Raw genomic sequence first — 26,374 nt, 5'->3', positions numbered from 1 at the left:
GTTGATGGTGGTGCCGGTGGTCGCGATCGCCGCGGCCGTCACCGAGCCCGAGCCCAGCGCCACGTCGTTGGCGTTGCCGGCCTTTGCCGTATCGCCGAGCGCAATCGCGCCGGTCGCCCCGGCGACAGAGCTATTGCCGAACGCCATCGACCCCTGACCGGTTGCGGAATTGCCATTGCCAAGCGCCAGGGCGCCCTGGCCGTTCGCGCTGTTGTTGTTGCCCATCGCCAACGCGCCGGTGCCGGTGGCGGTGTTGGGATCGCCGATGGCAACCGCGCCATTTCCGGTGGCCGTGTTGCCGACGCCGATCGAGACGGACTGGCCGCCATTGGCCTTGGCATTCTGGCCAATCGCGACCGCGCCGGCCGTCCAGGCTGACGCGGCGTTGCCGAGGGCGATCGTATTGGCCGCGCTCGCCAGCGCCCCGGCACCTCCGGCATAGGAATTGCCGCCGGTCGCCTTTGCGCCGTTGCCGATCGCAATATCGTTCGTGATCGTCGTCGACGAGCCCGACGCGCCGGCAACGGAACCCAAGCCGATGGCGATGCTGTTGTCGCCGTAGGCGGTGCTCTTGGCGCCGAGGACGGCCGAATATGCGCCCGACGCAGTGCTGTTGGCACCGATGGAGGTCGCATAGGTTCCCGTTGCCGCCGACGAAGAACCCACAGCAGTGGTCGCCTGGGCGCTCGCCGTCACGCCATTACCGAGCCCGATCGCGTCGGTTCCGCAGACCTTGGTCCTGGCCGCGAACGAACCCGCCGTCCCGATGGCGATCGAGCCGACGCCGCAGGACAAGGTACCATCGCCGATGGCAATGGCTCCGTTGCTGCCGCCGGCGTTGTTGCCGCCATCAAGCGTCCCGGCAAGCACCGGCGCCTCCGCGAGCACTGCCGTCAGACCGATGGCGAGACCAAGCGCTCTCCTCTTCTTCCTGTTGAGATGCAAGAACTCTTTGAAGAGCCGACGCAGCGCCTGATTGCAGGCACGCCTCTCGCCCTTGCCGCGGCCTCTCAAAACGCCTCCCGCGGGTTGGCGCGCAACGGCCGACGGGCTGCGGGTCCGCGCGTTGCTGATCCTCAGCCTCTCATCCTCGTCCGAGGTCCGGCACCGCACGCTTTCCATTTATCCTCCACCAGCCAGGATCTGCTCCATCTGGAACAGATGCATACGCAGGCGAGACTGCTTTGCCATGTTACTTTCGGCACCTCTTTGCATGATGAGTGGACTATCGGTATTCATGACACGCAGAGCGTGCATCGGATCAGCCAGCGCCGGTGACTGCGTGAGGGTGCGCGATATCAAGGCATGCAACATAAACTTCCGCGCCCCTTGGGCACGGGTCTAGAGCGCGATGAGATCAGGTTGAATCGTCATCGCGCTCTAGCTTCTTGTTTGAGCATGATCTCCGCGCCAACGCGTTCCGCGTTTGTCGCGAGGGAAAACCGCTTCACACTTTTCCGGATGATGCGCTAGTGCAGCCGCGCGCGCCGGGCTTTCGCCGCCTTGACCGTGTTCTCCATCAGGCAGGCAATCGTCATCGGGCCGACGCCGCGCGGCACCGGCGTGATCGCGCCGGCGACCTGCACGGCCTCGTCGAACAAGACGTCGCCGCGCAGCGTGGTGCGGCCGTCCGCGGTCTTGACGCGGGTGGTGCCGACGTCGATCACGATGGCCTGCGGCTTGATCCAGTCGCCGCGCACGAGTCCGGCCTTCCCCACCGCGCTCACCAGGATATCGGCCTGACGGCAGATATCGGCGATGCCGCTGGTGTGGATGTGGGTCTGCGTCACGGTTGCCTGCTCCTTCAACAGCAGCGCGGCCATCGGCTTGCCAACGATGTTCGAACTCCCGATCACCACCGCATGGCAACCCGTCAGATCCGGCCGGATCGACTTGATCAGTCTGAGGCAGCCAAGCGGCGTGCACGGCACCAGCGCGTCGTCGCCGTGGAACAGTCGGCCCGCGTTGAGGGCATGCAGGCCGTCGACATCCTTCGAGGGATCGACCGCTGCCATCACGCGCAACGCATCGATGTGGGCTGGCAGCGGCAGCTGGACGAGGATGCCGTCGACATCGTCGCGCGCATTGAGCGTCGCGATGACGGCGAGCAGTTCGGCCTCGCTGGCATCGTGCGGCAGCAATTCGACCTCGCCGCGGAGGCCGAGCCGCCCCGCCATCCTGACCTTGCTCTGCACATAGACATGGCTCGCCGGATCGTCCCCGACCAGGACGACGGCCAGCCCCGGCACATGCGATAGCCGGTCCAGTTCGGTTTCGATGCTGTCGATGAGAATTTGGGCGTGTACGTGCCCATCGAGAATGTTCGCCGTCATGGCACCTCCGTTTCGAAGCGGTGCCCAGGCGCGCGGCGTCAAGTCTCTGCGCTCCCCGATGGTCATCCATCCAAGCGCCAGTCGCGCAGATGAAGTGCTCATAGCCGCCGGGCCGCACAAGTGCAATGGCGCGGCCGGATTCCGTTCAGCATCGCCCGAGGGGTGCCCTGGCGCGCCTCGGCAATTGTGGTCAGATGGTGTTTTGATACCTATAATGGGACGTGGAGGGGGTAGGATTCGTGTAGAACTTGCGCTAAGTCACCGCGCTCGCCCTGTTTTTCCGACTTGGGCGGCCTCCCGTCATCACGCCATTCGGACACCTTCGATATGAGACACATCATTCTCGCGCTGGCGCTCCTGTGCCCGGCTGCCGCGCTTGCCCAGGGAACAACGACCACGCCAACGACACCTCCGCCAGCCGAGGCGGAGCAGCCCGCGGCTGCGCAATCGCCGATGATCGGCGGCAAGCCGCTGGTCCAGGTCGGCAAGAAGTCGACTGCCAAGAAGAAGAAGGGTGAGAAGGCTGCCGCTCCCGGCAAGCCGCAATCGGTCGCCGTGAAGCTCCAGGCCTGCCAGGACATCGACGATGGCACGAAGGACCGGCTGAACTGCTACGACGAGATTTTCAAGCCGGAGCCGAAGCCGAAGGCCCCCGTCGCCAAGGGCGTGAACGAGTGCCGCTTCATGAAGGAAGAGGACGAGCGCCTGACCTGCTACAACGGCTTTGCCGACAAGATTCCGAAACTGCCGCGTTAACCACGCCTGCGGTCACGCGCCGCAGCCGCCGGGTAACCGCCGTCATGATCGGGGAGCTGCGCCGCGCGGTCGGCGCGGCCTTCCGGGCTACCAGGTGCCGAAGCCGCTGAACAGGCCAAAGCGGGGCTGCTGCTGGGCAACGCGGTAGGGCTGGTACTGGTACATGCCCGGCTGCGCGTAGCGCTGCTGCTGCCACTGGGTCGGCGGATTGACGCGGGCCCTGGCGATCTTGTGCTTCTTCGGCGCGGGCGCCGGCGTGGCCTGAGGCTGTTGCGCGACCGGCGTCGCTTCTGCCACGGACTGGTGGCTCTTCTCATCCGTCCGCGCATCAGACGGAACGAACTGGGCAAAGGTGTCGCGAACGCGGGCACGCGCCGAGGTGTCGAGCGTTGCGGGCGGTTCAGCAGCCGCGACCGCGTTTACCTGCGGCGGCACGACCGTAGGCAGGCTGGTGTCATACACCACCCGCTCCGGCAATTTCTGGGTCGACCTGATACGGACGGTGCTCTTGTCGAAGGCGGGCGACGACAGGCCGTCGCCGGCAACCACCGTCTCCTGCGGCACAATGGCGTTAACCACGAACAGCAGCGCGAGCAGCACGCCGCCGACAAACAGGAAATAACGCGCCACTGGCATTTTGGTAGCTCCCCCCGCACCGGCTGGCGCGGATCAATCAAATCGAGCCCGACGACATCAATCGCCGTGCTCCAACGTCATCATCGTTGCGTATGATCACGGAAGGCCGGACGTCCCACCGCTTCCGGTCATGTAACGGGTCATCTATCAGTTAGTTCCGACCCGGCTGTTATGGTTCACCCGGGGTGGTCACTTTTTCGGGATGGAGGGTTTAGATCTTTTCGGGATGGAGGGTTTAGATCCGACTCGCGGTCACGACGGAGCATTTCGCCTTGTCTGCGTTAATGTTTATGAACCCGATCAACATGTTGGGATAGGTTTTCCGGCTCTTCATCGCGATCGTGTCTGGTATCACCCGGGTACGCTCCGTCACGGGGCTGCCGTCGCGGCGGATAAAGGCGCAGGCGATCTCGATATCCTTCACCGCGAAGTCGTTGGCATTGCGCAGCGTCAGCGTGACCAGCGCCTTCGAGCCGAGCCCGCCCCACCGCCATGACTGGTACGCGATCCGCAAGCCGTCGAGCGGAGACTTTTCCGGCTTGGCGCCCGGTATCGCTTCCGGCGCCCTGTCCGATACCCTGGCGATCCCGACGGTTCCCTGTTCGTCGGCCGGGTTGGGTGATGCCGGCGACGGCGTGGCCTGCTTTGCGGTGGATGGGCCCTGTGCCAGGAGCAAGCGCGCCGAAGATAGTGTGGAGACGTCCTGATCGTCGGCGTCGCCCGGTTCGGGCGCGACCAACCAAGCCGCGAGAGCCGTAACGGCGACCAGTGGCGCAATCAACGCCGCTGCGGCGAGACGTCCGATTCGATATCCGCGAAACGACACCGAGCCGATCCGCATTGTCATGCCCTCACCCCGCGGTGACGCCGTCAGCGGCTGCCGCGCGCAGGAGAATCCTCACGGGGCGCACCGCAGGGCTTCCAGGGCGACGGCCGCAGTACGGGTATCACTGGCAATACAATTGCCGGGAGAGAAGTTGGTTTCATTTTAGGACGCCAATATTGCGGCGGGGACGGAATTGCGTAGGCTTCTAAGCGAGCGTCGCGCGCACAAGCGGCGCATAAGAACCGAGGAGATTTCGATGCCGGCCGTCACATGGGACCACATCCACCTGCGCAGTCCGGACCCCGAAGCGACGGCGAACTGGCTCCACGACATTCTCGGCGCCGAGATCATCCGCGGTCCCGGCCGCATCGACGTGCAGCTCGGCGGCGCCAAGGTGTTCATCGCGGAAGTGGCCACAGGCGACGGCGTCAACCCTGCGCCGGTGACGCCCTATCAGGGGCTCGATCATTTCGGCCTGACGGTCAAGGACATCGACACCGTCGCCGCCGAGATCAAGGCCAAGGGCGTCGAGTTCACCAAGGAGCCGACCACTATCCGCCCTGGCGTGCGGATCTGCTTTATCCGCGGGCCGCAGGGCATCTCGATCGAGCTTCTGGAGCGCGACAAGAAGTATGCGTAATCGCTCAGGCCACGTATCCGCTACGTCATGCTGCCCGGCATGAAGCAGCGGATCGTCACGCCCATGTAGCCGCGGATCGGCCAGACCATGGCGCGTCCGACGCGGTTCGGCTCGGTGATCACGGCCTCGTCAGGCACGTCGATCCATTGGCCGTCGAGCCGCACTCGGTAGTGGCCGTCCTTGGATTCCCAGTCGACGTCGCTGACCGCGCTGCCATCGGCGTCCGAGCAGCATGGCCCCTTGCCGCTGCGCAGGCCATCGAACCATTGCTTCAGGGGTGAATTGGCATAGCGGCCGTCGGGATCGCGCGCCTGTGCGAATTGCGCTGACGTTATCAACAACAGGGCTGCGAAGCCGAGCTTGAGCACAATAATCACCGGCCCCACACGGTGACGCGTCGCAGTTCCCTGGGTAGTTCCCTTCGCAGTTCCCTCTGCAGTTCTCTTGGCAGTTCCACAGTCATCGCACGGGCACGCCAAATGCCCGCCGGACTCAGTCCAGTCTCTCATGTGTTTCTTGCTCCAGCACTTACCGGCCAGTGCAACCAGAGCTATGCATTTCGCGGGCCACTTTTGATTCGCGCGCACGGTCCGCTTGTCATCGCGCCGTCACACCGGCTGGCAGGAACCGAGGGTTCGGCCTACTCCGGACTCCCGGAATCAACCTGCCGCATTGCGCGAGGTTGCTCGCTTTGGCATAAAAAACCAACCGGCATTCCGTGGGCGCGGTGGCCGGCGAACGGGACGACATGAAAAACGGGCTGTATTCGATCCACGTCACCTTGCTGGATGGGCGCGCCGGCAAGGGCAGCGGCGTGATTCTGTTCCGCGACGGCCAGATCCTCGGCGGCGACGCCTATCTCTATTACACCGGCAGCTACACGGTGAAGGGCAACGTCTTCAAGGGCGAGGTGCTGGTGCAGCGTCACACCACGCCGCGCGAAACCGACAACCCGCTGTTCGGCGGGCCGGCCCCGGTCGGCATCGGCGTCTCCGGTACCTTCACCGACACACGCGGAACCATGAACGGCACCGCGCTGGTCGGCAAGGCGAGCCTGATCTTCGGCGCGACGCTGCACAAGCTCGCGGATATCGATTAGCGAATCCGTCGTTGCCTCGTCGCGGTCTATTCCGCGGCCTGCTCCAGCGGGGCGATGCGGGGGAGGATGATCTGGATCCGCGTGCCGTTGCCCGGCGCGGAATCGAGCGCCAGCCGGCCGCCGAGGCGTGTCGTCACGATGCTGTAGACGATGTGCAGACCAAGCCCGGTGCCGCCCTGGTCGCGCCGCGTCGTGAAGAACGGATCGAAGGCACGGCGACGCACGTCGAGACTCATGCCGCAGCCATTGTCGGCGAAGATCACCTCGACATTGTCGTTGCCCAACGCCCTCACCTTGATGTCCACCTCGCCGGCCTTGCCGTCCGGGAACGCATGCGCGACCGAGTTGAGGAACAGGTTGGTCAACACCTGGCCATACGGTCCGGGATAGGAGTTCATGACCAGGTTCGGCTCGCAGTCGACGTTGAGCGTCAGGTTGTGCTTGCGCAGGCCCGGCCGCAGGCTCATCACCACCTGCTCGGTGAGATCGCCGAGATCGAAGGTGCGCTGATCCGAATAGTTGCGGTCGGCGGCGACCTGCTTGAACGACTGGATCAGCTCCGCAGCGCGATTGAGGTTGGCGACCAGCTGCGACGAGGCATCGCGCGCGGTGTCGAGGAACTCGTTGAGGCTGGAGCGGCGCAGGTCGCCGCGCTCGACCTGACCGGCGAAATTCGCGGTCTTGCGCTCGAGCGCGGAAGCCACCGTCAGGCTGATGCCGACGGGGTTGTTGACCTCATGCGCGACGCCGGCCACCAGCCGCCCGAGCGCGGCGAGCTTTTCCGCCTCGATCAGCGACGCCTGCGTCTCGCGCAGATTGCGCAGCGCAGCCTCCGCGGAATCCTTGGCCTTGCGCATCTCCTGCTCGGAGCGCTTGCGCTCGCCGATGTCGAGCGCCACCGAGACGATATTCTCGATGTCGCCCTGGCCGTCCAGGATAGGCAGCTTGTTGACCAGCCATTGCCGCATGTTGCCGGCGGAGTCCTCGTATTCGTCCTCGTAGAAGCCGAGCTCGCGGCGGGCCGAGAGCACACGCCTGTCGTTGTCGTCGGTCTTGGCGGCGCCGTAGCGCGACATCAACTCGGCCGTGGTCTTGCCGATCGCGTCCTGCGGCTCGACGCCGAAGATGCCGGCCATGTAGCGGTTCATCAGCACATAGCGCAGCTCGCGGTCCTTGACGTTGATGACGGCGGGCACGGTGTCGATCACCATCTGCAGCATGCGGCGGCCTTCGGCGATCGCGTCCTCCGCGCGCTTCTGGTCGGTGATGTCGCGCACCGTGCCTTCGTAGCGGAGCACTTCGCTGTCGTCGCCGCGCACGGTGGTGGCGGAGTCCGACAGCCACAGCACCGTGCCGTCACGCGAGCGCACCTGATACTCGTAGTCCCGCACCATGCCGTCGCGATGCATCAGCTCCTGGTAGACCGCGCGCGCCGCCGGATCGACATAGACGTTGGAGGCGATGTCGTCGATCCCGTTCATCAGGTCCTGCGGGGTCGCATAGCCCATCATCCGCGCCAGCGCCGGGTTGGCATTGAGCAGCGTGCCGCCCGGCGTGGTCACGTAGATGCCTTCGAGCGACGCCTCGAACAGCTTGCGATAGCTCTCCTCGGCGAGCCGCTGCTCGGCCAGCGCACGCAGCGCCGCCTCGCGCGCGGTATCTGCATCGACCAGGGTCTGGCGGAACACTTCGGCGGCGCGCGCAATGTCGCCGATCTCGTTGTCGAGATCGGCGCCCGGGATGAACGCGTTCTTCTCGCCGCCCGCGACCTTGCGGATCGAGCCTGCGATCTTGGCAAGCGGCCGCACCGTGCGCCTGACGACCAGGAGCGCGGCGAACAGGCCGATCAGGACGCCGGCGGTGCCGAGCACGATGCTCTGCCACTTGGCCTCCGCCAGCGTACGGGCGAAGTCGCGCGACAGCACATGGCCGCGCCGCGCGCTGAGCTCGCGCAGGAGCTCGGTGACGCGCTGGATCAGCCGGCCCTCCTCGCCGAGCACCTCGCGGTCGATGTCGGCGATCTGGCCCTCCCGCACCGAGATCGCGCTGATCGTCTCGGCATAATTGTCAACGGCTGCGCGCAACGCCGGATCGGCGATGGCGATCGCACGCATCCCTTCCGCGGCCTGCTCGGCCGCCGACATGTTTTGCGCAACCAGCGCCGTGGCAATGCGGCTCTCGGCCTGCGTCAGCGCCGTCACCAGCGCCGGATCAGTGCTCGCGGCAACCGCCTTGTCGAACGCGTCGCGCAGCGGCGGCAGGCCGGCCGCGAGCTCGGCGCGGCTGGTCAGCAGGGCCGAGATGCGCTCGATGCCGCTGCGATAGGTCGTCAGCCTCTGGGTGACACCGTCGATCATCTCCTGCTGCTCGGGCGCCAGCACGATGCGGGTCTTCTTCAGGACCTCGCTCAGCGACTGCGCCGCCTCCGCGACCTGGGCCGACTGGCTGCCGGGCTCGGTAACGAAATCCCGCGCCGCCAGCCGCAGCTCGTTCATGCGACGGTCGATGTCCTCGGCGATATCGCCCACGCTTTGCAGCCGCTGCAGCTCGGCAAAGGTTGCATCGATGTGGCGGATCGCGACCACGCTGGCGGTCGATGTGATGATGATCACGGCCAGCACCAGCAGGAAGCTGCCGAACGTAAGCTGCCCGATCGAAAGGGAAAATGCCCGTGGCGCTTGCGAATTCGGCGGCAATTCAGCGGTCATGTCATCGGGGCCGGGATCCAATGGCCGCAATATAGGGGAAATTACTTGTTTTGGGGAACATGCTCGCGCCGGTCGACGGTCGCCGCCTGCCTGAAGGCGATTGGCGTCACGCCGGCCCAGGCATCTTGCCCCAATCCGGGACGGATGGAGAAGCTCCCTCCCGGGTGCCGTCTCAGGCTACGGCAATCCTGCGTGCGGGGATTGTCATCGCGGCGACACCGACCACGACACAGGCGAGCCCGATCCATGCCGTCGGGCTCAGCCGCTCGCCGAGCAGGACCACGCTGAGCGCCACCCCGATCGGCACCCGCAGATAGGCCTGCGCCGTGGTGCCGACCGAGCCGAGGGTCTGGATCAGGCGGAAATAGATCACGAAGGCGATCGCGGTCGAGAACACCGCAAGGGCCAGAAGCGCCGCCATCGAACTCGTCGACGGCGACAGCGTCCAGGGCCGTTCGACGGTGAGACCGAGAGGAATGAGAATCGCGGCGCCTGCGATCAGCGATCCCGCCGCCGGAGCCATCGGGTCGAGCCCCTTGAAGCCGCGGCTGAAGATCGCGGCGCAGGCGTAGCAGATGGTGGCGGCGACGATCGCGATCTCCGCCGCGATCCCGCTGCCGAGATCGCGGAACGCGTCGCCCCCGACGATCAGGCAGATGCCGGCCATGCCGGCGACCACGCCGAACAGTTTGCGCGGGTTCGCCGCCTCATGGCGGGTGATCGCCGCCGTGAACAGGAAGGTGAAGATCGGCGAGGCCGAATTAAGGATGGTGGCGAGACCGGCATCGATCAGGCGCTCGCCCCACGCGATCAGGGTCCAGGGGATCACGCTGTTGAGGCAGGCCTGGAAGACGAAGCGGCGCCAGGTCGCAGGATCGGTCGGCATCGTCACACCTCGTCCGCGCATGATCACGAGCAGCAGGACGCCCGCGATCGCGGTGCGGGCTGCGATCAGCGTGATCGGCGGGATGGTGGCGACCCCGAGCTTGATGAAAGTGTAGGAGCCGCCCCAGAGCGTGGCGAGCGCAAGCAGCAACGCCAGCTCGAAGGCGATGCTGGGCTGGCGCGGGGTGGTGGTGGTCATGGCAGCATTCCGTTCCGGTGAACGGGCGGAACTTACTGCAGGGCGGTACGGGAATAATTCGCTGCTCGACGAAGTATGCCGGAGCGTTGCGCTCTCTCTGCCGTCATGGCCGTCCAGGCAATCGGCGTCTTGCACGAGCGGCGAAAGACGCGGATGCCCCGGGACAGGCCCAGGCATGAGGGAGTCGCGCCGATGTCAGCCCAACGCGCCGACGTCGAACACCTCGCCGTCATAGCCGGCTTCCTTGGGGATGCGGAGCTGGCGGCCGGTAGCGGTCTTGGTCATGACGGGCATGACGGTGACGATCGATTTGCCCTTGCTGTCAGCGAGCGCAGCCTCGACGCTGGCCTGCTTGCCGAGCCGGATCAAATTGCGCGTGGTCGGGAACGGCAGCTTGAAGCGGCCGGTCTCGCCGCCCTCCAGCGCCTCGCGCGGCGATACCCAGATCGAGTCGGTCGATTCCCTGCCGTCATGGGCGCCGAGCTGCTCCGGCGGAGCTGCGGCGAGGAAGAACCAGGTGTCGAAGCGCTTGGGCATGCCTTCCGGCGTGATCCAGTGCGCATAGGGCATCAGCGCGTCGAGCGCGAGCACCATGCCGTTGTCGGCCAGCACCTTCTGAAAGGTGATCTTGCCCTCGTTCAGCGCGGTGCGGTGCGCAGTCGCGATCTCGTCGGCGCTGATGGCATCGACGAGGTCTTTCGACCCTTTCGGCCGCGCCAGCAGGATGCCGCTTTCCTCGAACGTCTCGCGGATCCCGGCGATGCGGAAACCGAGCGCGTCGGGATCGAGCCCCTCTCCGCCGGAGTAAAGCGCGGGATCGGCCGCGATCTCCTTGTCGTTCTTGTCGACGCTGCCGCCCGGAAACACCAGCGCGCCCGAGTTGAACTCGATCTGGTGATGGCGGACCATCATGAAGATTTCAATCTCGCGGGACGCAGTCCCGTCACGCAGGAGCAGCACGGTCGATGCAAGGCGTGGAGCGACGATCTCGGTCATGAAGAGCTAGCCTGCGGCGCTGGATTGGGGTTGCAGATGGGCGCGGCGGTCGACCCGCGCGACGCGTGACAGGAGATAGTCGACTTCCGCCCTTGCCTGCGGCGTGATGACGGCGCCGGGCTTGCGCTGCGCGCTGGACGAGATGATGCCGCGTTTCTGCAGCACGTATTTGCGCACGGTAAGGCCGACGCCGGGCTGCTGCTCGTAGCGGATCAGCGGCAGATGCGCGTCGAACAGATCATGCGCAGCGTCGCGCTTGCCGGCCTTCGAAAGATTGACGACGTCGATCAGCAGCTCCGGGAAGGCGTAGCCGGTCATCGCGCCGTCGGCGCCGCGTTCCATCTCGAAATCCAGGAACAGGCCGCCATTGCCGACCAGGATCGACAGTGGCCGCAGCGAGCCGTCCTTCTGGAAGTTGCGCAGCGTCGAGATTTTCTCCAGTCCCGGCCAGTCCTCATGCTTGAGCATCACGCAGGACGGTGAATCCATCACGATCCTGCGGATCACCGCAGGGGTGAACACGACTGTGAGCGTCAGCGGATAGTCCTGCAGCACCCAGGGAATGTCGTCGCCGATCGCTTCCTGCGCCTGCTTGAAATAGGTGACGATCTGGTCGTCGGTACGCAAATGCGGTGGTGGCGCGATCATGACGCCCGCAGCACCCGCATCCATCGACGCCCGCGCCAGCGCGCGCATCGAGGCAAAGCCCGGCGCGGAGACGCCGACGATCACCTGCAGCTTCTTCGCACGCCTGACAAAGCGCAGCGCCACCTGCTCGGCCTCGGCGGCGTCGAGCTTCGGCGCTTCGCCGAGGATACCCAGCACCGTGACGCCGTTGCAGCCGACCTCGGTGTAGAAATCGGTCAGCCGATCGATCGAGGCCTCGTCGATGCGGCCGTCATCGTGAAACGGCGTCGGCGCGATCGCGAAGGTTCCAGCGGCCTGGGCGGTGAGTTTCATGGGTGCCTCTCTCTATCGTCATTCCGGGGCACGCCAAGCGTCAACCCGGAATCTCGAGGTTCCGGGTTCGATGCTGCGCATCGCCCCGGAACGACGTGTAGCACCTAAAACCGCCGCGCGCCCATCTTGATCTGCTCCTCGGAGAAGAAGATCTCCTTGGCATGGGTGACGATGTCCTCGGCGTTCCAGCCCGAAAACGGCGGCTTCCAGCCTTCCATTTCCATCATCCGCATCTCACGGACGCCGCGCGGACCCGACACGCCGAGAACCTTGCCGGTCTGGTCGCCCGACAAGTCGCTGACCATGTATAGCACCGCCGGCGCGATGCCGTCAGGACCGAGCGCCGCACCAGGGTTCTCCTTGTAGCGCGGCAAGTCTGCGGTCATGCGGGTCAAGGCGCCCGGCGCGAGCGTCCAGATCCGGATGTTGTACTTGCGCCCCTCGATCGCCAGCACGTTGGAGAGGCCCCAGATGCCGCCCTTGGCCGCGCCGTAATTGGTCTGCCCGAAATTGCCGATCAGCCCCGAGGTCGACGAGGTGTTGACGATGACGCCGCCGCCATTGTCGCGCATCCATTTGAATACCGGCTGGGTGCAGCAGAAGGTGCCCTTCAGATGCACCTTCATCACCCTGTCCCAGTTGGCCTCCTGGGCCTTGTGGAAAGTCTCGTCGAGCAGGATGCCGGCATTGTTGACCAGGATGTCGGCGCGGCCGAAATTCTTGATCGCATCGTCGAACACCGACTGGCCGCCGGCCATGGTCGAGATGTCGGCGCCGTTGGCGACCGCCCGGCCGCCCTCTTCCTTGATCGCGTCGACCACCTTCTGGGCCATCGACTTGTCCGAGCCTGAACCGTCGCGCGGGCCGCCGAGGTCGTTGACCACCACAGCCGCGCCCTCGCGCGCGAACAGTCTTGCGTAGGCCTCACCAAGTCCGCCCCCGGCGCCCGTGATGATGGCGACCTTGCCGTCGAGTAATCCCATGGCTTCTTCTCCCTTGCTCCTTTTTCTTCACCTCTCCCCGCTTGCGGTGAGAGGTCGGATCGCTCTTGCGATCCGGGTGAGGGGGTACAGGTCTCACCACGGTCACAACTCGCGGTTAGAGCCCCTCACCCCAACCCTCTCCCCGCAAGAGCGGGGCGAGGGAGCGCACCGCTCTCGCCGCTTACGCCAGCACCGTCCTGCCGCTCTTGATCACGGTCACACCGCGCGACTTCACCTTGGCCTCGAACGACACCACGTTGCCGTCCTTCCACAATTCCATCGTCACGGTCTCACCGGGATAGACCGGCGAGGAAAAACGCGCGGCGTGCTGCTTGAAGGCGGACGGATCGTAGTCGGCATAGGTCTGCAGCACGCCGCGGCAGGTGATGCCGTAGGTGCACATGCCGTGCAGGATCGGCCGCGGGAAGCCAGCCTTCTTCGCAAACTCGGGATCCGAGTGCAGCGGATTGCGGTCGCCGCAGAGCCGGTAGATCAGCGCCTGGTCGGGGCGTGTGGCGATGTCGACCACCTTGTCGGGCGCACGCTCCGGCACCTTGTGCGGCTCGGGCTGGCCGTCCGATGGTCCGCCAAAGCCGCCATCGCCACGCGCGAAGCGCGAGGCGACCAGCGTGGCGAGCTTCTCGCCCTTGTCGTCCTTCAGCACGGTCTGGTGGCGGATCACCGCGCCCTTGTCCTTGCCCTTGTCGAACACGTCGAGCACGGTGGAGTCGGCGGTGATGTGGGCTGCGGTCGCGAACGGCTTGTGGAAGGTGATGTCGCGCTCGCCATCGACCACCATCACGCGGTTGAGGTTCATCTCGCCGGGCCCCGCGCCCCAGGCGGCGACCGACGCGAATGTCGGCACCACCTTCAGCGGACGTGGCGTCAGCACGCCCTCGTTGACGAAGGCGAGTTCCTTCTCATCCATCGGATCGGCGCCGAGCCCGATGCCATAAGCGTAGAGCATCACCTCGCGGTCGCTGTAGCTGTACTTCTGGCCGAGGTTCTTCAGGGCCATCAGTTGTTCGTACACGATCGGCATTGTTGTTCTCTCCCCGAACTATTCTTTCCTCGCCGCTGTCCGTTATCGCTCCCTCTCCCCTTGCGGGAGAGGGCTACACCGGAAGCGCCATACACTCGCTTTGGGAGAGGGGTTGTCTCCGCAGAGAGACTCCGTTCGCGGAGAGAAACCCCTCTTCCGGCAGCCTTCGGCTGCCAGGTACTTTTGAGGCTAGGCCGGCGTGAAGAACGGCAGCGGAGCGCCGTCGGTCGGCTTCCACACCACCTTCACCTTCTGGCCGATCTTCACCTTGTCCAGGTCGCAATCGACGATGTTGGTCTGCAGCGACGGACCTTCCTTCAGCGTCACATAGGCGATCGCGTAGGGACCGGTCGGTGACTTCCGCATCAGGCTGTAGGTGTAGACCACGGCCTCACCGCTCGCCTCCTCCCACACCGTCTTGTCGGAGAAGCAGAACGGGCAGATCGCGCGCGGGAAGTAATGCGGCTCGCCGCAGGCGGTGCAGCGCTTGATCATGAACTTGCCGGCCTTGGCCGCTTCCCAGAACGGCGCGGTTTCCGGGTTGGTCACCGGGGCATTGTACTTTTTCGCTTCGGACATCACGCACGCTCCAGGATGCAGGTTGAGGCGGCGTGGCGAACGCCGAGCAGGCCGCCGGTGCCGTGCGCGATCGCCAGATCACAGTTCGGCACCTGCACCTTGGGATGTGCTTCGCCGCGCAACTGGCGGACGGCCTCGAGGACCTTGGTCATACCGCCGCGATTGACGGGGTGATTGCTGCAAAGGCCGCCGCCGTCGGTGTTGAACGGCAGCTTGCCGACCCCGGAGATCAGATTGCCGTCGGCGACGAACTTGCCGCCCTCGCCCTTCTTGCAGAAGCCGAGGTCCTCGAGCTGCATCAGGACGGTGATGGTGAAGCTGTCATAGATCGAGGCGTATTTGATGTCCTTCGGGGTCACGCCCGCCTCCTCGAAGGCGCGCGGGCCGGACCACACGCCGGCGGAATAGGTCAGATCGAGATCCTTGCCGCCGCGCGGACCCTTCATCGCCTCGCCATGGCCGATCAGGCGCACCAGCGGCTTCTTCAGGCTCTTCGCGATCTCGGGCGTGGTGACGATCATCGCGCCGCCGCCGTCGGTGACGACGCAGCAATCCATCCGGTGCAGCGGATCGGAGATCATCGGAGAGTTCAGGACGTCCTCGACGGTGACGACCTCTTTCAGCATCGCGTGCGGATTGTATTGCGCGTGATGCGAGGCCGCGACCTTGATCCAGGCCAGCTGCTCGGAGGTGGTGCCATAGTCGTGCATGTGGCGCATGGCACACATGCCGTAGGCATTGTGCGTGGTTGCCCCGTAGGCCGCTTCGAAATCGGCCTCGGCGCCGGCCGCGCGCGGCGGCATCGGGCCGGTGCGTGGCTTGCCCGCCAGCGTGACCAGTGCGACCGAGCACTTGCCGGCCGCGATCGCTTCCGCGGCGTGGCCGAGATGGATCAGGTAGGAACAGCCTCCGGTCTCGGTGGAATCGACGTGGCGCAGCTTCTTGGTATTGAAGCCGAGATAATCGACCATCGGCCACAACCCGCCCGGCGCATCGCCGGCCATGAAGTAGCCGTCGATATCGTCCTTGGTGAGCCCCGCATCCTCGATCGCGCCCTTGGCAACCTCGGCGTGAAGCTGGGCGGTTGATTTATCGGGTGCGTGCCGGGTGGGATGCTCGTAGATCCCGGCAATGTAGGCCTTGCCCTTGATGGTCAAATCGCTCTCCGCTGGCGTTTCTTAACTCCAGCGTTTTTCTGAACCGCCGTGGCGGCCTTGGCAAGCGCGGAAATATTCCGTCAGGCGAGACTGCGGTCGTCAGGTTTCGACCCGATACGATTATGATTGGCAATCGTATCGGCTCGACTGCAGCCCTACTCCGCCGCCATCTGCCGCGGCGCGGGCGGCGGGTTGGCAAGGTCGGCGGCGAGTTGCGCGTAGCGAACCTTTGTCTCCTTGATCGCCTTGTCCTTCACCGGGCCGTAGCCCCTGATGCGATCGGGCAGCGAAAGCAGCTCGACGGCGATGTCGTGATTGAGCGGCGACAGCAGCCCGAGCACGGTTGCGACATCCTTCTCGTAGCCGGAAATCAGGTCACGCTCTAGCTTGCGGTCGGCGTTGTAGCCAAAGATGTCGAGCGGCGTGCCGCGCAGGACGCGGAATTTGGCCAGCGTCTTGAGCACCGACATCATCCACGGGCCGAAGGCGCGCTTCTTCGGCCGGCCCTGCGCATCGAGGCCGCCACCGAGGATCGGCGGCGCGAGATTGAAGGAGAATTTGTACTCGCCCTCGAACTGGTCGCGGAGCTGCTTCTCGAAACGGCCGTCGGTAAACAGACGCGCCACCTCGTACTCGTCCTTGTAGGCGAGCAGCTTTGCGTAATTGACCGCAACCGCGCGCGGTAGCGCCTCGCCGTAGCCGCCCTTGGTCGTTGCGTCGCGGACCTGATCGACCAATTTGCGATAGCGTTTTGCGAGACGGGAGCTCTGGTAGTCGGTCAGCAGTCCGATGCGATGGGTGATGATCTCGTCCAGCGACATCGCATCAAGTGTCTTCGGCGGCGTGGCATCGTCCTGATCCTTCAGCATCGCTGCCAGCCGCGCCGGATCGGCGGCGGCCAGGCGCCCGAGCCCGAACGCCTGCGTATTCATCTTGATCGAGACCCCGTTGACCTCGATCGCCTTCTCGATCGCCTCGGCCGACAGCGGCAGCAGGCCGCGCTGATAGGCGAATCCCATCATCATCATGTTGGTGGCGATGCTGTCACCGAGCAGCGCTTCGGCCGGCCTGGTGAAGTCGAGGAAGGCGGAGTCCTTGCGCAGCTCGGTCTCCAGCACGCTGTTGACCTTGCGGCTCTGGAAGTTGAAGTCGCGGTTGAGGATGAAATCTGCGGTCGGGATCACATGGCTGTTGATGACGCCGACGGTGCGGCTCGCATCGCAAAGCGTGATAGTGTCCTTCGAGGCGGCGACCACCTCATCGGCCGCGAGCACGAGATCGGCGGTGCCGGTCACGATGCGCGAGCAGGTCACGTCGGCGGTATGCTCGGAGAGGCGGACATGGCTCAGCACCGCCCCGCCCTTTTGCGCGAGGCCGGACATGTCGAGGATCATGCTGGCCTTGCCCTCGATATGCGCGGCCATGCCGAGCAGCGCACCGATCGTCAATACGCCGGTGCCGCCGACGCCGCCGACCGCGATGTTGTAGGGACGGTCGAGCGCGGGCTTCGAGGCAGGCTCCGGCAGATCGCCGATGGTGCCGAGGTCGGGCGGCGCGCGCCGCTTCAGTGTGCCGCCGTCAACCGTGACGAAGGACGGGCAGAAGCCCTTCACGCAGGAATAGTCCTTGTTGCAGGTCGACTGGTTGATGGTACGCTTGCGGCCGAGCTCGGTCTCGAGCGGTTCGACCGAGATGCAGTTCGACTGCACCGAGCAGTCACCGCAGCCTTCGCAGACGGCCGGATTGATCAGCACGCGACGCTGCGGATCCTCCATCAGGCCGCGCTTGCGGCGGCGGCGCTTCTCGGCCGCGCAGGTCTGCACGAACACGATCGCCGAGGTGCCTTTGTGCTCGCGGCACATCTTCATGACGTTCTCGAGCTCATCACGATGGAACAGCTTGACGCCGGGCGCGATGGTCTCGGCTGGATAGGCGCCGGGATTCTCCGAGACGAGGTAGATCTCGCGGATGCCTTCGGCGTGGAGCTGGAAGGTGATCTGCTGCGGCGAGAGATCGCCGTCATGGCGCTGGCCGCCGGTCATCGCGACCGCGTCGTTGTAGAGGATCTTGTAGGTGATGTTGGCCTTGGAGGCGATCGACTGGCGGATCGCGAGAATGCCGGAGTGGAAGTAGGTGCCGTCGCCGAGATTGGCGAAGATGTGGTTCTCGTTGGTGAACGGCGCGATGCCGACCCACGGCACGCCCTCGCCGCCCATGTGCGTAAATGTCTCGGTCGAGCGGTTCATCCACAGCGCCATGAAGTGACAGCCGATGCCGGCCAGCGCGCGGCTGCCTTCGGGCACTTTGGTCGATGTGTTGTGCGGGCAGCCTGAGCAGAAATACGGCGTGCGCGTCACCGGTGCTGTCGCCTGCATCTGGGTCGACTGGCGGCCGTTGAACCAGTCGGCCTTGGCGCGCAGCATCTCGGCGATTTCGGGGTTGAGATTGAGTCGAAGCAGGCGTTCGGTGAGCGAGCTTGCGAGCGAGGCGACACTGAGCTCGGCGGCGAAGGTGAGGAAGCGCTTGTCGTGATCGTCCATCTTGCCGACGATGCGTGGACGGACGTCGTCGCGCCAGTTGAACAGCTCCTGCTTGACCTGGTTCTCGACGATCTCGCGGCGCTCCTCGACGATGAAGATCTCCTCGAGGCCGACGGCGAAGTTGCGGACGCCCTCCGGTTCCAGCGGCCAGGGCATGCCGATCTTGTAGAGCCGGATGCCGATCTTGGCGGCGATTTCGGGCGTGATGCCGAGCTCCCGCAGCGCCTGGCGGATGTCCTCGTAGCTCTTGCCGGACGCCATGATGCCGTAACGCGCGTTCGGCGAATCCATGGTGACGCGATTGACCTTGTTGGCGCGGGCAAAGGCGATCGCCGCAAAGCCCTTGTAGTCCTGCAACCGGCGATCCTGCTCGAAGCGGTCGTCGGGCCAGCGGATGTTCAGCCCGCCGGGCGGCAGCTCGAAATCGGACGGGATCACGAAGGGCGTCATCTCGTCGGAAAGGTCGATCTCGGCCGTGGTCTCGACCGTCTCGGTTATCACCTTCATGCCGACCCAGCAGCCGGAATAGCGCGACATCGCGATACCCAGGAGGCCCATCTCGATCATCTCATGGATGCTGGAGGGGTAGAGGTAGGGCATCAGCGCGGAGATGAAGGCGTGGTCGGACTGATGCGGGACGGTGGAGGATTTTGCGCCGTGGTCGTCGCCGGCAAGACAGAGCACGCCGCCATGCTTGGCCGAGCCCGCCGCGTTGCCGTGGCGGAAGACATCGCCGCAGCGGTCGACACCGGGACCCTTGCCGTACCAGATGCCGACCACGCCATCATGCTTGGCGCCGGGCGACAGGCCGAGCTGCTGCGAGCCCCAGATCGCGGTGGCCGCGAGGTCCTCGTTTACGCCTGGCTGGAACTTGACGTTATATTGCTCGAGATGCTTGCGGGCAGCGAACAGCTGCTGATCGTAGCCACCGAGCGGAGAGCCGCGATAGCCGGAGACGAAGCCTGCCGTGTTGAGGCCCGCGGCGCGGTCGCGTCTGATCTGCGCCATGGGCAGGCGAACCAGCGCCTGGATGCCGGTCAGGAAGACATGGCCGGTGTCCTGGGTGTATTTCTGGTCGAGACTGATAGGCCCTTGGTTGATGCCCATTTAGCCCTCTTTTCGTTGGTCGCGACAACTCATTTTAGCTAGTCATCCGAGCTTGTTAGAACCAGTCTATGTCGGATTATCCGGTGCGCGCAGCACAATTCTGGCCCATCAAGGCCGGCGCTCAAAAATCGCAATTTCGTGCCGGGAATATCGGATAGCCGTTTCGGTTTCTGTCCCAGGACGGGCCCGCGGCGAAACGGCATAACGTGTTGGTTGGACCGGAAGGTGGACGGATGGGGCAACGACCTTTGATGACGCGGACGATTCTGGCGGCCTTTCTGGCGTGCGGCGCGTTCGCGCCCTGCGAATGTTCCGCCACTCCGTCCGAGGAGGTGATCGCCCGCGGCAAGGCGCTGACGATCGCGGGCGATTGCGCGAGCTGCCACACCGCCGATCCGGCCAAGCCATTCGGAGGGGGCAAGCGGATCGATACGCCGTTCGGCGCGGTGTATTCGCCGAATCTGACGCCCGACCGCGGTACCGGCATTGGCGGCTGGAGTGACGACGACTTCCTGCGCGCCCTGCGCACCGGCGTCGGGCCGGACGGGGAGCATTACTATCCGGCCTTCCCTTACCCCAGCTTCACCAAGCTGATCCGTGACGACATCCTTGCGATCCGCGCCTATCTGGCGACGCTGGCGCCAGTCAGCAACGAGGCGCCGCCGCCGGAACTGCGCTGGCCGCTGAATTACCGCGTGCTGATGCGGGTGTGGGATTATCTTTTCTTCACGCCGGGCATCAACCAGCCGGATCAGGGCAAGCCTGCGGAATGGAATCGCGGCCGCTACCTCGTCGAGGGCCTCGGCCATTGCGGTACCTGCCACACGCCGAAGAACGCCTTCGGCGCCGACCGACGCGACCAGGCGTTCGGAGGCGGCATGGTCCAGGGCATGTTCGCGCCGCGGCTCGATGGCGCACCGCGGAGCGGGCTCAAATCCTGGAGCGTCGGGGACATCGTCGAGTACCTGCAGAGCGGTCGCAACGGGCACAGCCATGCCGGGCCGCTGATGTCGGAGGTGGTGGTCAATTCCACCTCGAAGATGGCCGACGCCGATGTGCGCGCGATCGCCGTCTATCTGAAGAGCCTTCCGCCCGGTGCGCCCGAGCCCGAGGTCACACCGCCCGCGCCGGCGCAGATGAGCGATGGGGAACGAATCTACCGCAGCGCCTGCATCGCCTGCCACGAGCTCGACGGCTCGGGCGCACCGCGGATCTATCCGCCGCTTCCGGGCAATGCCAATCTGCAATCGGCGAATCCGGCGAGCACGCTGCGCATCATGCTGGACGGCGCACAGACCGTGACGACGCCGCGGGCGCCGAATTCCGGCTCGATGCCGTCCTATCCGAAACTGTCGAACCAGGAGATCGCCGATGTCGCAACCTACATCCGCAATTCCTGGGGCAATGCGGCGCCCGCAGTGACGGCGGACGACGTCGCCAAGGCGCGACAGGCGAAATAGATGTTCAGCGCTCCTCGCCGCTGAACACGAATTTCGGCATCTCCCATTTGTAGCGGATCGCGAGCAGCCGGAACGTCAGTCCGAGCGCGAAGGTCAGGGTGGTCCAGACCGTGTCGTTCAGCTGCAGCCCGAACGCGGTCGCATAGAACAGCCCGGTGACGACGGAGACGCTGGCGTAGAGCTCGCTGCGGAACAAGAGCGGCACGTCGTTGCAGAGGATGTCGCGCAGCACGCCGCCGGCGCAGCCGGTGATCATGCCGGAGACGATCACGATCGGCAGCGAGGCGTCGACCTGCCAGGCCACGTCGCAACCGGACATCGTGAAGACCACGAGCCCGATCGCATCGAGCACGAGGAAGGCGAGATTGAGCCTGACCACCAGCCGCGACAGCACGATGGTGACGAACGCCGCAACGCCCGCGATCACGAGATAGATCGGATGCTTCACCCAGAGCAGCGGATAATGCCCCAGCAGCACGTCGCGGATGGTCCCGCCCCCGAGCGCGGTGATGGCGCCCAGCATGCAGACGCCGGCCCAATCCATGCTGCGCCGGCCGGCGGCGAGCGCCGCCGTCATCGACTGCGCCGCAACCGCGATGAAAGAGAGCACCTGCAGCACCGAATCGGTGGGCGGCATGTTCCACATCGGAAAGCCTCTCTCTCGGAACAGCGCTGGAACAGGGAATCAGCGGTTCCATGATGAACGGGTTGCAACATTGGCGCGGAACATCCGTTCGCGCCAGCCATTGTCCCGGGCGTTTAGCTTTGGGGTGCTAACGGAGGAACCTGGAAATGGCATACAACCCTGACGATCCGTATCGCGCCAACCTGACCGATGAGGAAATCCGACGTCAGGCGCGCTTCAACAGCCTGGACAACGAGCTGCAGCCCGACCCGGAACTCGCGGAGGGTCCGGCCAGCAGTACCAAGATCGCGATGTTCGCCGTTGCGGTCGCGGTGGTGCTGGGTGCGCTGTTCTACGGGCTCAACAACACGTCGGTACACGAGGCCAGCACGACGCCGCCGGCGAAGACCGCGCAGACCCAGCCGAATCCGGCGGGGGCGCCTCCGGGCATGCGCGACGTGACGCCGAAGTCCAACACTCAACCCGGCGTGACCACGGGCGCGGCGCCGGCGCAGCCTGCGGCACCGTCTACGGACACGAACAAGCCGGCCGCCCCGCAGACCGACAACAAGTAACGAGAGATGCGTGGGAGCAAGACGAGCAGCGGGCCCCGATCGGGCTCGCTGCTCTTTTGTGTCGATCACTTGAACATCTTGTTGAGCTCGCCGCCGGGATAGCCGTTGGCGAACTCGGTAAAGGTGCCCTTTTCGGCCATCTCCTTCGCCGCCTTCATGACGCCGGCCCAGGCCATCCGCGCCAGCGATCCGCCGACGCTGATCCGGCGCACGCCGAGATCGGCGACCTCCTGCATCGACAGGCCGCCACCGCCAATCAGAAGATTGACGGGTTTTGGCGCCACGGCCTTCACGACCGCGGAAATCTCTTCCCTGGTCTTGATGCCCGGCGCATAGAGAACGTCGGCGCCGGCCTCCGAATAGGCCTGCAACCGCTCGATCACCAGCTTCAGATCCTGCACGCCCCGCAGGATCGCCTCGCAGCGACCTGTGAGCAGCACGCCGCTGTTGTCGGCGTCGATCGCCCTGCGTGCCGCCCTGATACGCTCGACCGCAAGCTTGTGCTCGAACAGCGGCTTGGCGGCATCCCCGGTGAAATCCTCGATCGAGAGCCCGGCGACGCCGGTCTTGACGCCGCGCGCGACATTGACGGCAACCTTCTCGGGCTCGACGGCGAAGCCGTCCTCGTAGTCCGCATTGACGGGAATATCGGCCGCCGCGCACACCGCGGTCAGGTGATGGCAGACGTCGTCGACAGTGACGTCGTTGTCGGCCTTGCCGATGGTCCAGGCAAAGCCCGCGCTGGTCGAGGCCAGCGCCTTGAAGCCGAGATGCTGGAGCGCCAGCGCACTGCCGACATCGAACGGATTCGGAATGATGAAGCATCCGCTCTCATGCAGCTTCTTGAAGGCGGCGCGTTTGTCAGCAGTTGTCAGTGGCATTGGTCTCTCCCTGATGTCGTTGGCCGCGCAGAGATAGGCACGCGCGCCTTGATACGCTAGTGCGGCTCGTGAACCGCGCGGCTGTCCTTCGGCGCCTCGGCGCGCTCGGTCATGCCGTAGTCCCTGACGACGCTGGCGACGCGCAGCCGATAATTCTCGAAGATCCGCGCGCGGCCCTTGGCCTGGGTGCGGCGATGCTCGACCGTGTTGCGCCACGTCTCGACCGCGGCCTCGTCACGGAAGAACGACAGCGAGACGAACTTGCCCTTCTCGGTGATGCTCTCGAAGCGCTCCACCGAGATGAAGCCGTCGATGCTCTCGAGCAGCGGCTTCAATTCGGCGGCAAGGTCGAAATATTGCTGGCTGTGCTCCGGCCTGGGCCAGACCTCGAAGATCACGGCGATCATGGGCGCCTCCGTTGCTGTTGTGTGCTCACTATAGCGCGACCTTGCGCAGGAATGTCCGCTCTTCCGCCAGGATGAACCTGTTTTCTTCCGCGAAGCCGAAGTTCGCCATGCCCTCGCTGTCGGTGCGCAGCCGGGCGCGATAGGCCTCGTAGGCAGCGAGACTCTCGAACGAGATCAGCGCGAAGGCGATGTTGTTGGTGCCCTCATGCGGCATCCAGTAGCCGATCAGGTCGCCGCCGCAGCGCGGGATGATCGACAGCCAGTTCCTCGAATACTGCTCGAACATCGCGCGCTTGAACGGATCGAGCTGGTAGCGGATGAAGACGGTGATGGTCATTTGCATGTCCTCTGTGCTTGCTGGCATCGCGACACTAGCCGCTTGCCTGACGTCGATGCTTCGGCTATCATCGAACTATGAAATCAGGACCCGACATCTCCCGGATCGCCGCTTTGGTTGGCGACCCCGCCCGCTGCAACATGCTGACCGCGCTGTTGACCGGCCGCGCGCTGACCGCGAGCGAGCTCGCGCAGGAGGCCGGCATCACGCCGCAGACCGCGAGCTCGCATCTTTCGAAGCTCGAGGCCGGCGGGCTGATCGAGCCGGAGAAGCAGGGCCGCCACCGCTACTATCGCCTCACCGGCCCCGACGTCGCCGACGTGCTCGAGGGCCTGCAGGGCATCGCCGCCCGCGCCGGCCATATGCGCGTGCGCACCGGGCCGAAGGATCCGGCGCTGCGCCGCGCCCGCATCTGCTACGACCATCTCGCCGGCGACCTCGGCGTGCAGATGCTCGACAGCATGAAGAGCCAGAAGCTGATCCGCCAGAGCAAGCAGGCGATGGAGTTGACCGGCGAAGGCAAGCGCTTCATGGCCGAGGCGCTGCAGATCGAAGCCGATACGCTGGAGCATCCGCGTCGTCCCGTCTGCAAGGCTTGCCTCGACTGGAGCGAGCGGCGCCACCATCTCGCGGGCACGCTCGGCGCGGCCATGATGGATCGCTTCACGGAGCTGAAATGGGCGGCGCGCGATGCCACGCCCGGCAGCCGCGTTGTGAATTTTTCGCGCAACGGCGAGAAGCGATTTGCCGCGCTGTTCGGCGTGCCCGAATAGCCGCACCGCGAAGTATGACGAATTGTTGCGCGGCTCCCCTGCACTGCCATGACGTGAGAAGGCCGCGCAGCGTTCATGTGACATTCAGCCGGCTGCCTTATGGTGGGCGACAGGGGGCGCGGGTTCTGCAACACTCCCGCACGGCGAATCATTGAGCGAAGCTTTGTTGCGATGCCGCAGTGCGGCGCACATTCAAGGGAGACCATATGAAGTATCTTTTTGCTGCAGCAGTTTTGGTGTCGACCGCCTTCGCCGGCGTGAGCGCGGCTGATGCCGCGGGTGGATGCGGCCCCGGCCGGCATCGCGGCCCCTACGGTGGATGCGTCTACAATCACGGCGCGGTTGTCGTCGCCCCGGGTCCGGTCGTCGTCGAGCGTCCCGTCGTGGTGGCGCCGGTTGTCCGAGCCTGCCCCTATGGCTTCGTGTGGCGCTATGGCCACTGCCGTCCGATCTGATCGCAGCTCGATCACAAGACAAACAAAACCCCGCCTCGTGCGGGGTTTTTCTTTACCCGACTGCGCGCCGGTGCCGTTACCAGTTGCGGAAGCAGTGGCGGCCGAACGGGCCCGAATGACAGCCGCGCGGGTGCATCGGGCGGCAACCACCATAGGGAGCACGGTGCCAGCCGGCGACACAGCCGCCGGCGACGCGGATGGTGTTGTCGACTGCAGGCTTCGCCATCGACTCCGCGCGACAACGCGCTCGTCGATACGAGCGCGCAGTTCGAAAACGGTTCACTGAAATTCCGCGCGTCACCAATGCCGCCAGTGGTGGCGATGCCAATGCCGGTGCCAATGGTGATGATGCCAGCCCCAGTGCCGGTGGTGCCAACCCCAATGCCTATGGTGCCAATGCCGGTGATGCCAGCCCCAATGGCGATGATGCCAGTGGACCTGTTCAGGCTTGAGGCGGCTGACCTCGTCGGTCGTGGTCACGGCGGGATGGGCATCCCGGTTGACCGGCTGCCGTACCTCCTCGGTGAGCGGACGGGGCGCAAGGGGTGCCGCCTGGCTGCCCGCCGCAAAAACCGCGGCGCCGACGGCGACGCCGAATGCTATCATCAGGAAATCTCGACGTTCCATGCAGGCTTCCTTTACTGTGAAGAGAGTGCGGGCGGCGAGTGTCGAGGCTGCGACGTGAACGCGCGCTGAACCGCGCATTCAGCTACGTGAACCCGCAGGCGTCTGACCTGTCATGTCCATTCCGGCTGTTCCGCGCATGTCGGAACAGGACTAGCATCGCCTTTCCCACCCGATGGGACCAAACAACGCAGGGAGGCCGCCATGAAGCCAGGACAACCGGTCAAGGATGCCAGCCATCTCTACGAGGTCGAGCGCCGCGCCCAACACGCCGCCCGCCCCGGCTTTCGCATCGCCGAGCTGCAGCTCTCCCCGACCCAGAAGGTGCCGTGGCACACCCACTCCAACATATCCGATACCTTCTACGTGCTGGAGGGCCAGATGCGGCTGTTCCTGCAGGAGCCGAAGGAGGACGTGACCTTGAGGCCCGGCGACGTCTACGTCGTCAAGCCGACGCGGCCGCATCTCGTGACCAATGCCGGCACGACCTCGCTCACCTTCCTGATCCTGCAAGGCGTCGGCGAATACGACTACGTTCCGCTGGTTTCGTCGCATTAGGTTGTGGCACGCCGTCCCCGGATCGCGCTTCGCTTGTCCGAGACAACAACATGGGTGGTTCCGATTCACCTGTCAAACAGCGATCTGGATGTGCGTGCGCAATCTCGCGACATGATTTGTCCGAGCTTTGCTCTTCGGTTTGGCCACTCCGTGAGCAGAGGGCGCAGGGAAAGCCGGGTGCCGATCGCACCCATGGGCCCCGTGCAATGTAGAAAGCACGGGGGTAGGACCAC

General features: G+C 65.1%; 27 protein-coding genes, 1 pseudogene and 1 riboswitch. Of the genes and pseudogenes, 10 read left to right on the top strand and 18 right to left on the bottom strand.

The annotated features are described in order from the left end of the window. Both JQ586_RS38035 and JQ586_RS38030 read right to left on the bottom strand, forming a co-directional pair. Positions 1 to 945: pseudogene (locus JQ586_RS38035) on the bottom strand (hemagglutinin); the annotation flags it as partial. Positions 946 to 1,469: 524 nt separating this feature from the next. Continuing rightward, a complete protein-coding gene (locus JQ586_RS38030) occupies positions 1,470 to 2,333 on the bottom strand; it encodes a bifunctional 5,10-methylenetetrahydrofolate dehydrogenase/5,10-methenyltetrahydrofolate cyclohydrolase (protein ID WP_212399775.1) in 864 nt (287 codons plus the stop codon). Positions 2,334 to 2,348: 15 nt separating this feature from the next. Beyond that, a riboswitch (ZMP/ZTP riboswitch) is annotated at positions 2,349 to 2,428 on the bottom strand. Positions 2,429 to 2,660: 232 nt separating this feature from the next. On the opposite strand from JQ586_RS38030, the gene JQ586_RS38025 reads away from it, so the two are divergent. Continuing rightward, positions 2,661 to 3,089: a hypothetical protein gene (locus JQ586_RS38025; protein ID WP_212399774.1), complete on the top strand. Its 429-nt coding sequence runs from the start codon at positions 2,661 to 2,663 to the stop codon at positions 3,087 to 3,089. A gap of 87 nt (positions 3,090 to 3,176) precedes the next feature. Here the strand turns inward: JQ586_RS38025 and JQ586_RS38020 are convergent, their stop codons facing one another. Beyond that, a complete protein-coding gene (locus JQ586_RS38020; RefSeq protein WP_212399773.1) occupies positions 3,177 to 3,725 on the bottom strand; it encodes a hypothetical protein in 549 nt (182 codons plus the stop codon). Positions 3,726 to 3,960: 235 nt separating this feature from the next. Then, positions 3,961 to 4,566 carry a hypothetical protein gene (locus JQ586_RS38015; RefSeq protein ID WP_212399772.1) on the bottom strand — a complete coding sequence of 202 codons (606 nt, stop codon included), beginning with the start codon at positions 4,564 to 4,566 and terminating at the stop codon, positions 3,961 to 3,963. A 241-nt stretch (positions 4,567 to 4,807) separates the two neighbouring features. Here JQ586_RS38015 and JQ586_RS38010 point away from each other — a divergent pair, with 241 nt between their 5' ends. Beyond that, positions 4,808 to 5,191: a VOC family protein gene (locus tag JQ586_RS38010; protein ID WP_212399771.1), complete on the top strand. Its 384-nt coding sequence runs from the start codon at positions 4,808 to 4,810 to the stop codon at positions 5,189 to 5,191. A gap of 20 nt (positions 5,192 to 5,211) precedes the next feature. Here the strand turns inward: JQ586_RS38010 and JQ586_RS38005 are convergent, their stop codons facing one another. Then, the gene (locus JQ586_RS38005; RefSeq protein ID WP_409411045.1) at positions 5,212 to 5,700 is read right to left on the bottom strand and encodes a hypothetical protein; all 489 of its coding nucleotides are present in this window, start codon (positions 5,698 to 5,700) and stop codon (positions 5,212 to 5,214) included. Between the two features lie 239 nt (positions 5,701 to 5,939). Between JQ586_RS38005 and JQ586_RS38000 the strand changes: the two genes are divergently transcribed. Continuing rightward, complete coding sequence (locus JQ586_RS38000) at positions 5,940 to 6,290, top strand: GrlR family regulatory protein (RefSeq protein WP_212399770.1); 351 nt, start codon at positions 5,940 to 5,942, stop codon at positions 6,288 to 6,290. Between the two features lie 26 nt (positions 6,291 to 6,316). On the opposite strand, the gene JQ586_RS37995 is transcribed toward JQ586_RS38000, so the two are convergent. The 9 genes from JQ586_RS37995 to JQ586_RS37955 form a co-directional block, all read right to left on the bottom strand. Continuing rightward, positions 6,317 to 8,998 carry a PAS domain S-box protein gene (locus JQ586_RS37995; RefSeq protein ID WP_212399769.1) on the bottom strand — a complete coding sequence of 894 codons (2,682 nt, stop codon included), beginning with the start codon at positions 8,996 to 8,998 and terminating at the stop codon, positions 6,317 to 6,319. 172 nt (positions 8,999 to 9,170) lie between these two features. Beyond that, on the bottom strand, positions 9,171 to 10,082 hold the full coding sequence (locus tag JQ586_RS37990; RefSeq protein ID WP_212399768.1) for a DMT family transporter: 912 nt from the start codon (positions 10,080 to 10,082) through the stop codon (positions 9,171 to 9,173). Positions 10,083 to 10,277: 195 nt separating this feature from the next. After that, positions 10,278 to 11,078, bottom strand: coding sequence for an NUDIX hydrolase (locus tag JQ586_RS37985; RefSeq protein WP_212399767.1), 801 nt, complete (start codon positions 11,076 to 11,078; stop codon positions 10,278 to 10,280). A gap of 6 nt (positions 11,079 to 11,084) precedes the next feature. Further along, positions 11,085 to 12,038, bottom strand: a complete 954-nt coding sequence (locus JQ586_RS37980) for a dihydrodipicolinate synthase family protein (protein ID WP_212399766.1) — start codon at positions 12,036 to 12,038, stop codon at positions 11,085 to 11,087. Between the two features lie 104 nt (positions 12,039 to 12,142). Continuing rightward, positions 12,143 to 13,021: an SDR family oxidoreductase gene (locus JQ586_RS37975; protein ID WP_212399765.1), complete on the bottom strand. Its 879-nt coding sequence runs from the start codon at positions 13,019 to 13,021 to the stop codon at positions 12,143 to 12,145. Between the two features lie 181 nt (positions 13,022 to 13,202). Then, positions 13,203 to 14,063 (bottom strand): MaoC family dehydratase, encoded by an 861-nt coding sequence (locus tag JQ586_RS37970; protein WP_212399764.1) that lies wholly within the window; start codon positions 14,061 to 14,063, stop codon positions 13,203 to 13,205. Between the two features lie 189 nt (positions 14,064 to 14,252). Beyond that, positions 14,253 to 14,642 carry a Zn-ribbon domain-containing OB-fold protein gene (locus JQ586_RS37965; RefSeq protein WP_212399763.1) on the bottom strand — a complete coding sequence of 130 codons (390 nt, stop codon included), beginning with the start codon at positions 14,640 to 14,642 and terminating at the stop codon, positions 14,253 to 14,255. Next, complete coding sequence (locus tag JQ586_RS37960; RefSeq protein ID WP_212399762.1) at positions 14,642 to 15,799, bottom strand: thiolase domain-containing protein; 1,158 nt, start codon at positions 15,797 to 15,799, stop codon at positions 14,642 to 14,644. The genes JQ586_RS37965 and JQ586_RS37960 overlap by 1 nt, the downstream gene beginning before the upstream one ends. 155 nt (positions 15,800 to 15,954) lie before the next feature. Next, positions 15,955 to 19,446 carry an indolepyruvate ferredoxin oxidoreductase family protein gene (locus JQ586_RS37955; protein WP_212399761.1) on the bottom strand — a complete coding sequence of 1,164 codons (3,492 nt, stop codon included), beginning with the start codon at positions 19,444 to 19,446 and terminating at the stop codon, positions 15,955 to 15,957. A gap of 251 nt (positions 19,447 to 19,697) precedes the next feature. Here JQ586_RS37955 and JQ586_RS37950 point away from each other — a divergent pair, with 251 nt between their 5' ends. Then, positions 19,698 to 20,906, top strand: coding sequence for a cytochrome c (locus tag JQ586_RS37950; RefSeq protein WP_212399760.1), 1,209 nt, complete (start codon positions 19,698 to 19,700; stop codon positions 20,904 to 20,906). A 4-nt stretch (positions 20,907 to 20,910) separates the two neighbouring features. On the opposite strand, the gene JQ586_RS37945 is transcribed toward JQ586_RS37950, so the two are convergent. Next, the gene (locus tag JQ586_RS37945) at positions 20,911 to 21,552 is read right to left on the bottom strand and encodes a trimeric intracellular cation channel family protein (RefSeq protein WP_212399759.1); all 642 of its coding nucleotides are present in this window, start codon (positions 21,550 to 21,552) and stop codon (positions 20,911 to 20,913) included. A 146-nt stretch (positions 21,553 to 21,698) separates the two neighbouring features. On the opposite strand from JQ586_RS37945, the gene JQ586_RS37940 reads away from it, so the two are divergent. After that, positions 21,699 to 22,106, top strand: coding sequence for a hypothetical protein (locus tag JQ586_RS37940; RefSeq protein WP_212399758.1), 408 nt, complete (start codon positions 21,699 to 21,701; stop codon positions 22,104 to 22,106). 65 nt (positions 22,107 to 22,171) lie between these two features. Here JQ586_RS37940 and JQ586_RS37935 read toward each other — a convergent pair whose 3' ends face one another. Genes JQ586_RS37935 through JQ586_RS37925 form a run of 3 tightly spaced genes read right to left on the bottom strand, consistent with a single transcriptional unit; the run spans position 22,172 to position 23,731 of the window. After that, the gene (locus JQ586_RS37935) at positions 22,172 to 22,987 is read right to left on the bottom strand and encodes an oxaloacetate decarboxylase (protein ID WP_212399757.1); all 816 of its coding nucleotides are present in this window, start codon (positions 22,985 to 22,987) and stop codon (positions 22,172 to 22,174) included. 56 nt (positions 22,988 to 23,043) lie between these two features. Next, on the bottom strand, positions 23,044 to 23,394 hold the full coding sequence (locus tag JQ586_RS37930; protein ID WP_212399756.1) for an antibiotic biosynthesis monooxygenase: 351 nt from the start codon (positions 23,392 to 23,394) through the stop codon (positions 23,044 to 23,046). Positions 23,395 to 23,422: 28 nt separating this feature from the next. Next, entirely contained in the window at positions 23,423 to 23,731 is a 309-nt protein-coding gene (locus JQ586_RS37925; protein ID WP_212399755.1) for an NIPSNAP family protein, read from the bottom strand. A 77-nt stretch (positions 23,732 to 23,808) separates the two neighbouring features. Between JQ586_RS37925 and JQ586_RS37920 the strand changes: the two genes are divergently transcribed. The 5 genes from JQ586_RS37920 (at position 23,809) to JQ586_RS37900 (ending at position 26,141) form a co-directional block, all read left to right on the top strand. After that, the gene (locus tag JQ586_RS37920) at positions 23,809 to 24,504 is read left to right on the top strand and encodes a helix-turn-helix transcriptional regulator (RefSeq protein WP_212399754.1); all 696 of its coding nucleotides are present in this window, start codon (positions 23,809 to 23,811) and stop codon (positions 24,502 to 24,504) included. Between the two features lie 206 nt (positions 24,505 to 24,710). Further along, on the top strand, positions 24,711 to 24,959 hold the full coding sequence (locus tag JQ586_RS37915) for a GCG_CRPN prefix-to-repeats domain-containing protein (RefSeq protein ID WP_212399753.1): 249 nt from the start codon (positions 24,711 to 24,713) through the stop codon (positions 24,957 to 24,959). 197 nt (positions 24,960 to 25,156) lie between these two features. Next, positions 25,157 to 25,411 (top strand): hypothetical protein, encoded by a 255-nt coding sequence (locus JQ586_RS41410; RefSeq protein WP_212399752.1) that lies wholly within the window; start codon positions 25,157 to 25,159, stop codon positions 25,409 to 25,411. Beyond that, on the top strand, positions 25,377 to 25,655 hold the full coding sequence (locus JQ586_RS41405; protein ID WP_212399751.1) for a hypothetical protein: 279 nt from the start codon (positions 25,377 to 25,379) through the stop codon (positions 25,653 to 25,655). The genes JQ586_RS41410 and JQ586_RS41405 overlap by 35 nt, the downstream gene beginning before the upstream one ends. Positions 25,656 to 25,787: 132 nt before the next feature. Next, positions 25,788 to 26,141 carry a cupin domain-containing protein gene (locus tag JQ586_RS37900; RefSeq protein ID WP_212399750.1) on the top strand — a complete coding sequence of 118 codons (354 nt, stop codon included), beginning with the start codon at positions 25,788 to 25,790 and terminating at the stop codon, positions 26,139 to 26,141. The last annotated feature ends 233 nt before the right edge of the window (positions 26,142 to 26,374 follow it).

This window comes from Bradyrhizobium jicamae (assembly GCF_018130215.1).
Classification (GTDB): domain Bacteria; phylum Pseudomonadota; class Alphaproteobacteria; order Rhizobiales; family Xanthobacteraceae; genus Bradyrhizobium; species Bradyrhizobium jicamae_A.
Note: the sequence above shows the minus strand (reverse complement) of the source record. Positions and strands in the feature narration are given on the sequence as shown.

Bases quoted from the DNA above. Each gene is read 5' to 3' on its own strand.
- JQ586_RS38030 (WP_212399775.1), bottom strand. From the start codon at position 2,333: ATGACGGCGAACATTCTCGATGGGCACGTACACGCCCAAATTCTCATC.
- JQ586_RS38025 (WP_212399774.1), top strand. From the start codon at position 2,661: ATGAGACACATCATTCTCGCGCTGGCGCTCCTGTGCCCGGCTGCCGCG.
- JQ586_RS38020 (WP_212399773.1), bottom strand. From the start codon at position 3,725: ATGCCAGTGGCGCGTTATTTCCTGTTTGTCGGCGGCGTGCTGCTCGCG.
- JQ586_RS38015 (WP_212399772.1), bottom strand. From the start codon at position 4,566: ATGCGGATCGGCTCGGTGTCGTTTCGCGGATATCGAATCGGACGTCTC.
- JQ586_RS38010 (WP_212399771.1), top strand. From the start codon at position 4,808: ATGCCGGCCGTCACATGGGACCACATCCACCTGCGCAGTCCGGACCCC.
- JQ586_RS38005 (WP_409411045.1), bottom strand. From the start codon at position 5,700: ATGAGAGACTGGACTGAGTCCGGCGGGCATTTGGCGTGCCCGTGCGAT.
- JQ586_RS38000 (WP_212399770.1), top strand. From the start codon at position 5,940: ATGAAAAACGGGCTGTATTCGATCCACGTCACCTTGCTGGATGGGCGC.
- JQ586_RS37995 (WP_212399769.1), bottom strand. From the start codon at position 8,998: ATGACCGCTGAATTGCCGCCGAATTCGCAAGCGCCACGGGCATTTTCC.
- JQ586_RS37990 (WP_212399768.1), bottom strand. From the start codon at position 10,082: ATGACCACCACCACCCCGCGCCAGCCCAGCATCGCCTTCGAGCTGGCG.
- JQ586_RS37985 (WP_212399767.1), bottom strand. From the start codon at position 11,078: ATGACCGAGATCGTCGCTCCACGCCTTGCATCGACCGTGCTGCTCCTG.
- JQ586_RS37980 (WP_212399766.1), bottom strand. From the start codon at position 12,038: ATGAAACTCACCGCCCAGGCCGCTGGAACCTTCGCGATCGCGCCGACG.
- JQ586_RS37975 (WP_212399765.1), bottom strand. From the start codon at position 13,021: ATGGGATTACTCGACGGCAAGGTCGCCATCATCACGGGCGCCGGGGGC.
- JQ586_RS37970 (WP_212399764.1), bottom strand. From the start codon at position 14,063: ATGCCGATCGTGTACGAACAACTGATGGCCCTGAAGAACCTCGGCCAG.
- JQ586_RS37965 (WP_212399763.1), bottom strand. From the start codon at position 14,642: ATGTCCGAAGCGAAAAAGTACAATGCCCCGGTGACCAACCCGGAAACC.
- JQ586_RS37955 (WP_212399761.1), bottom strand. From the start codon at position 19,446: ATGGGCATCAACCAAGGGCCTATCAGTCTCGACCAGAAATACACCCAG.
- JQ586_RS37950 (WP_212399760.1), top strand. From the start codon at position 19,698: ATGACGCGGACGATTCTGGCGGCCTTTCTGGCGTGCGGCGCGTTCGCG.
- JQ586_RS37945 (WP_212399759.1), bottom strand. From the start codon at position 21,552: ATGTGGAACATGCCGCCCACCGATTCGGTGCTGCAGGTGCTCTCTTTC.
- JQ586_RS37940 (WP_212399758.1), top strand. From the start codon at position 21,699: ATGGCATACAACCCTGACGATCCGTATCGCGCCAACCTGACCGATGAG.
- JQ586_RS37935 (WP_212399757.1), bottom strand. From the start codon at position 22,987: ATGCCACTGACAACTGCTGACAAACGCGCCGCCTTCAAGAAGCTGCAT.
- JQ586_RS37930 (WP_212399756.1), bottom strand. From the start codon at position 23,394: ATGATCGCCGTGATCTTCGAGGTCTGGCCCAGGCCGGAGCACAGCCAG.
- JQ586_RS37925 (WP_212399755.1), bottom strand. From the start codon at position 23,731: ATGACCATCACCGTCTTCATCCGCTACCAGCTCGATCCGTTCAAGCGC.
- JQ586_RS37920 (WP_212399754.1), top strand. From the start codon at position 23,809: ATGAAATCAGGACCCGACATCTCCCGGATCGCCGCTTTGGTTGGCGAC.
- JQ586_RS37915 (WP_212399753.1), top strand. From the start codon at position 24,711: ATGAAGTATCTTTTTGCTGCAGCAGTTTTGGTGTCGACCGCCTTCGCC.
- JQ586_RS41410 (WP_212399752.1), top strand. From the start codon at position 25,157: ATGGTGTTGTCGACTGCAGGCTTCGCCATCGACTCCGCGCGACAACGC.
- JQ586_RS41405 (WP_212399751.1), top strand. From the start codon at position 25,377: ATGGCGATGATGCCAGTGGACCTGTTCAGGCTTGAGGCGGCTGACCTC.
- JQ586_RS37900 (WP_212399750.1), top strand. From the start codon at position 25,788: ATGAAGCCAGGACAACCGGTCAAGGATGCCAGCCATCTCTACGAGGTC.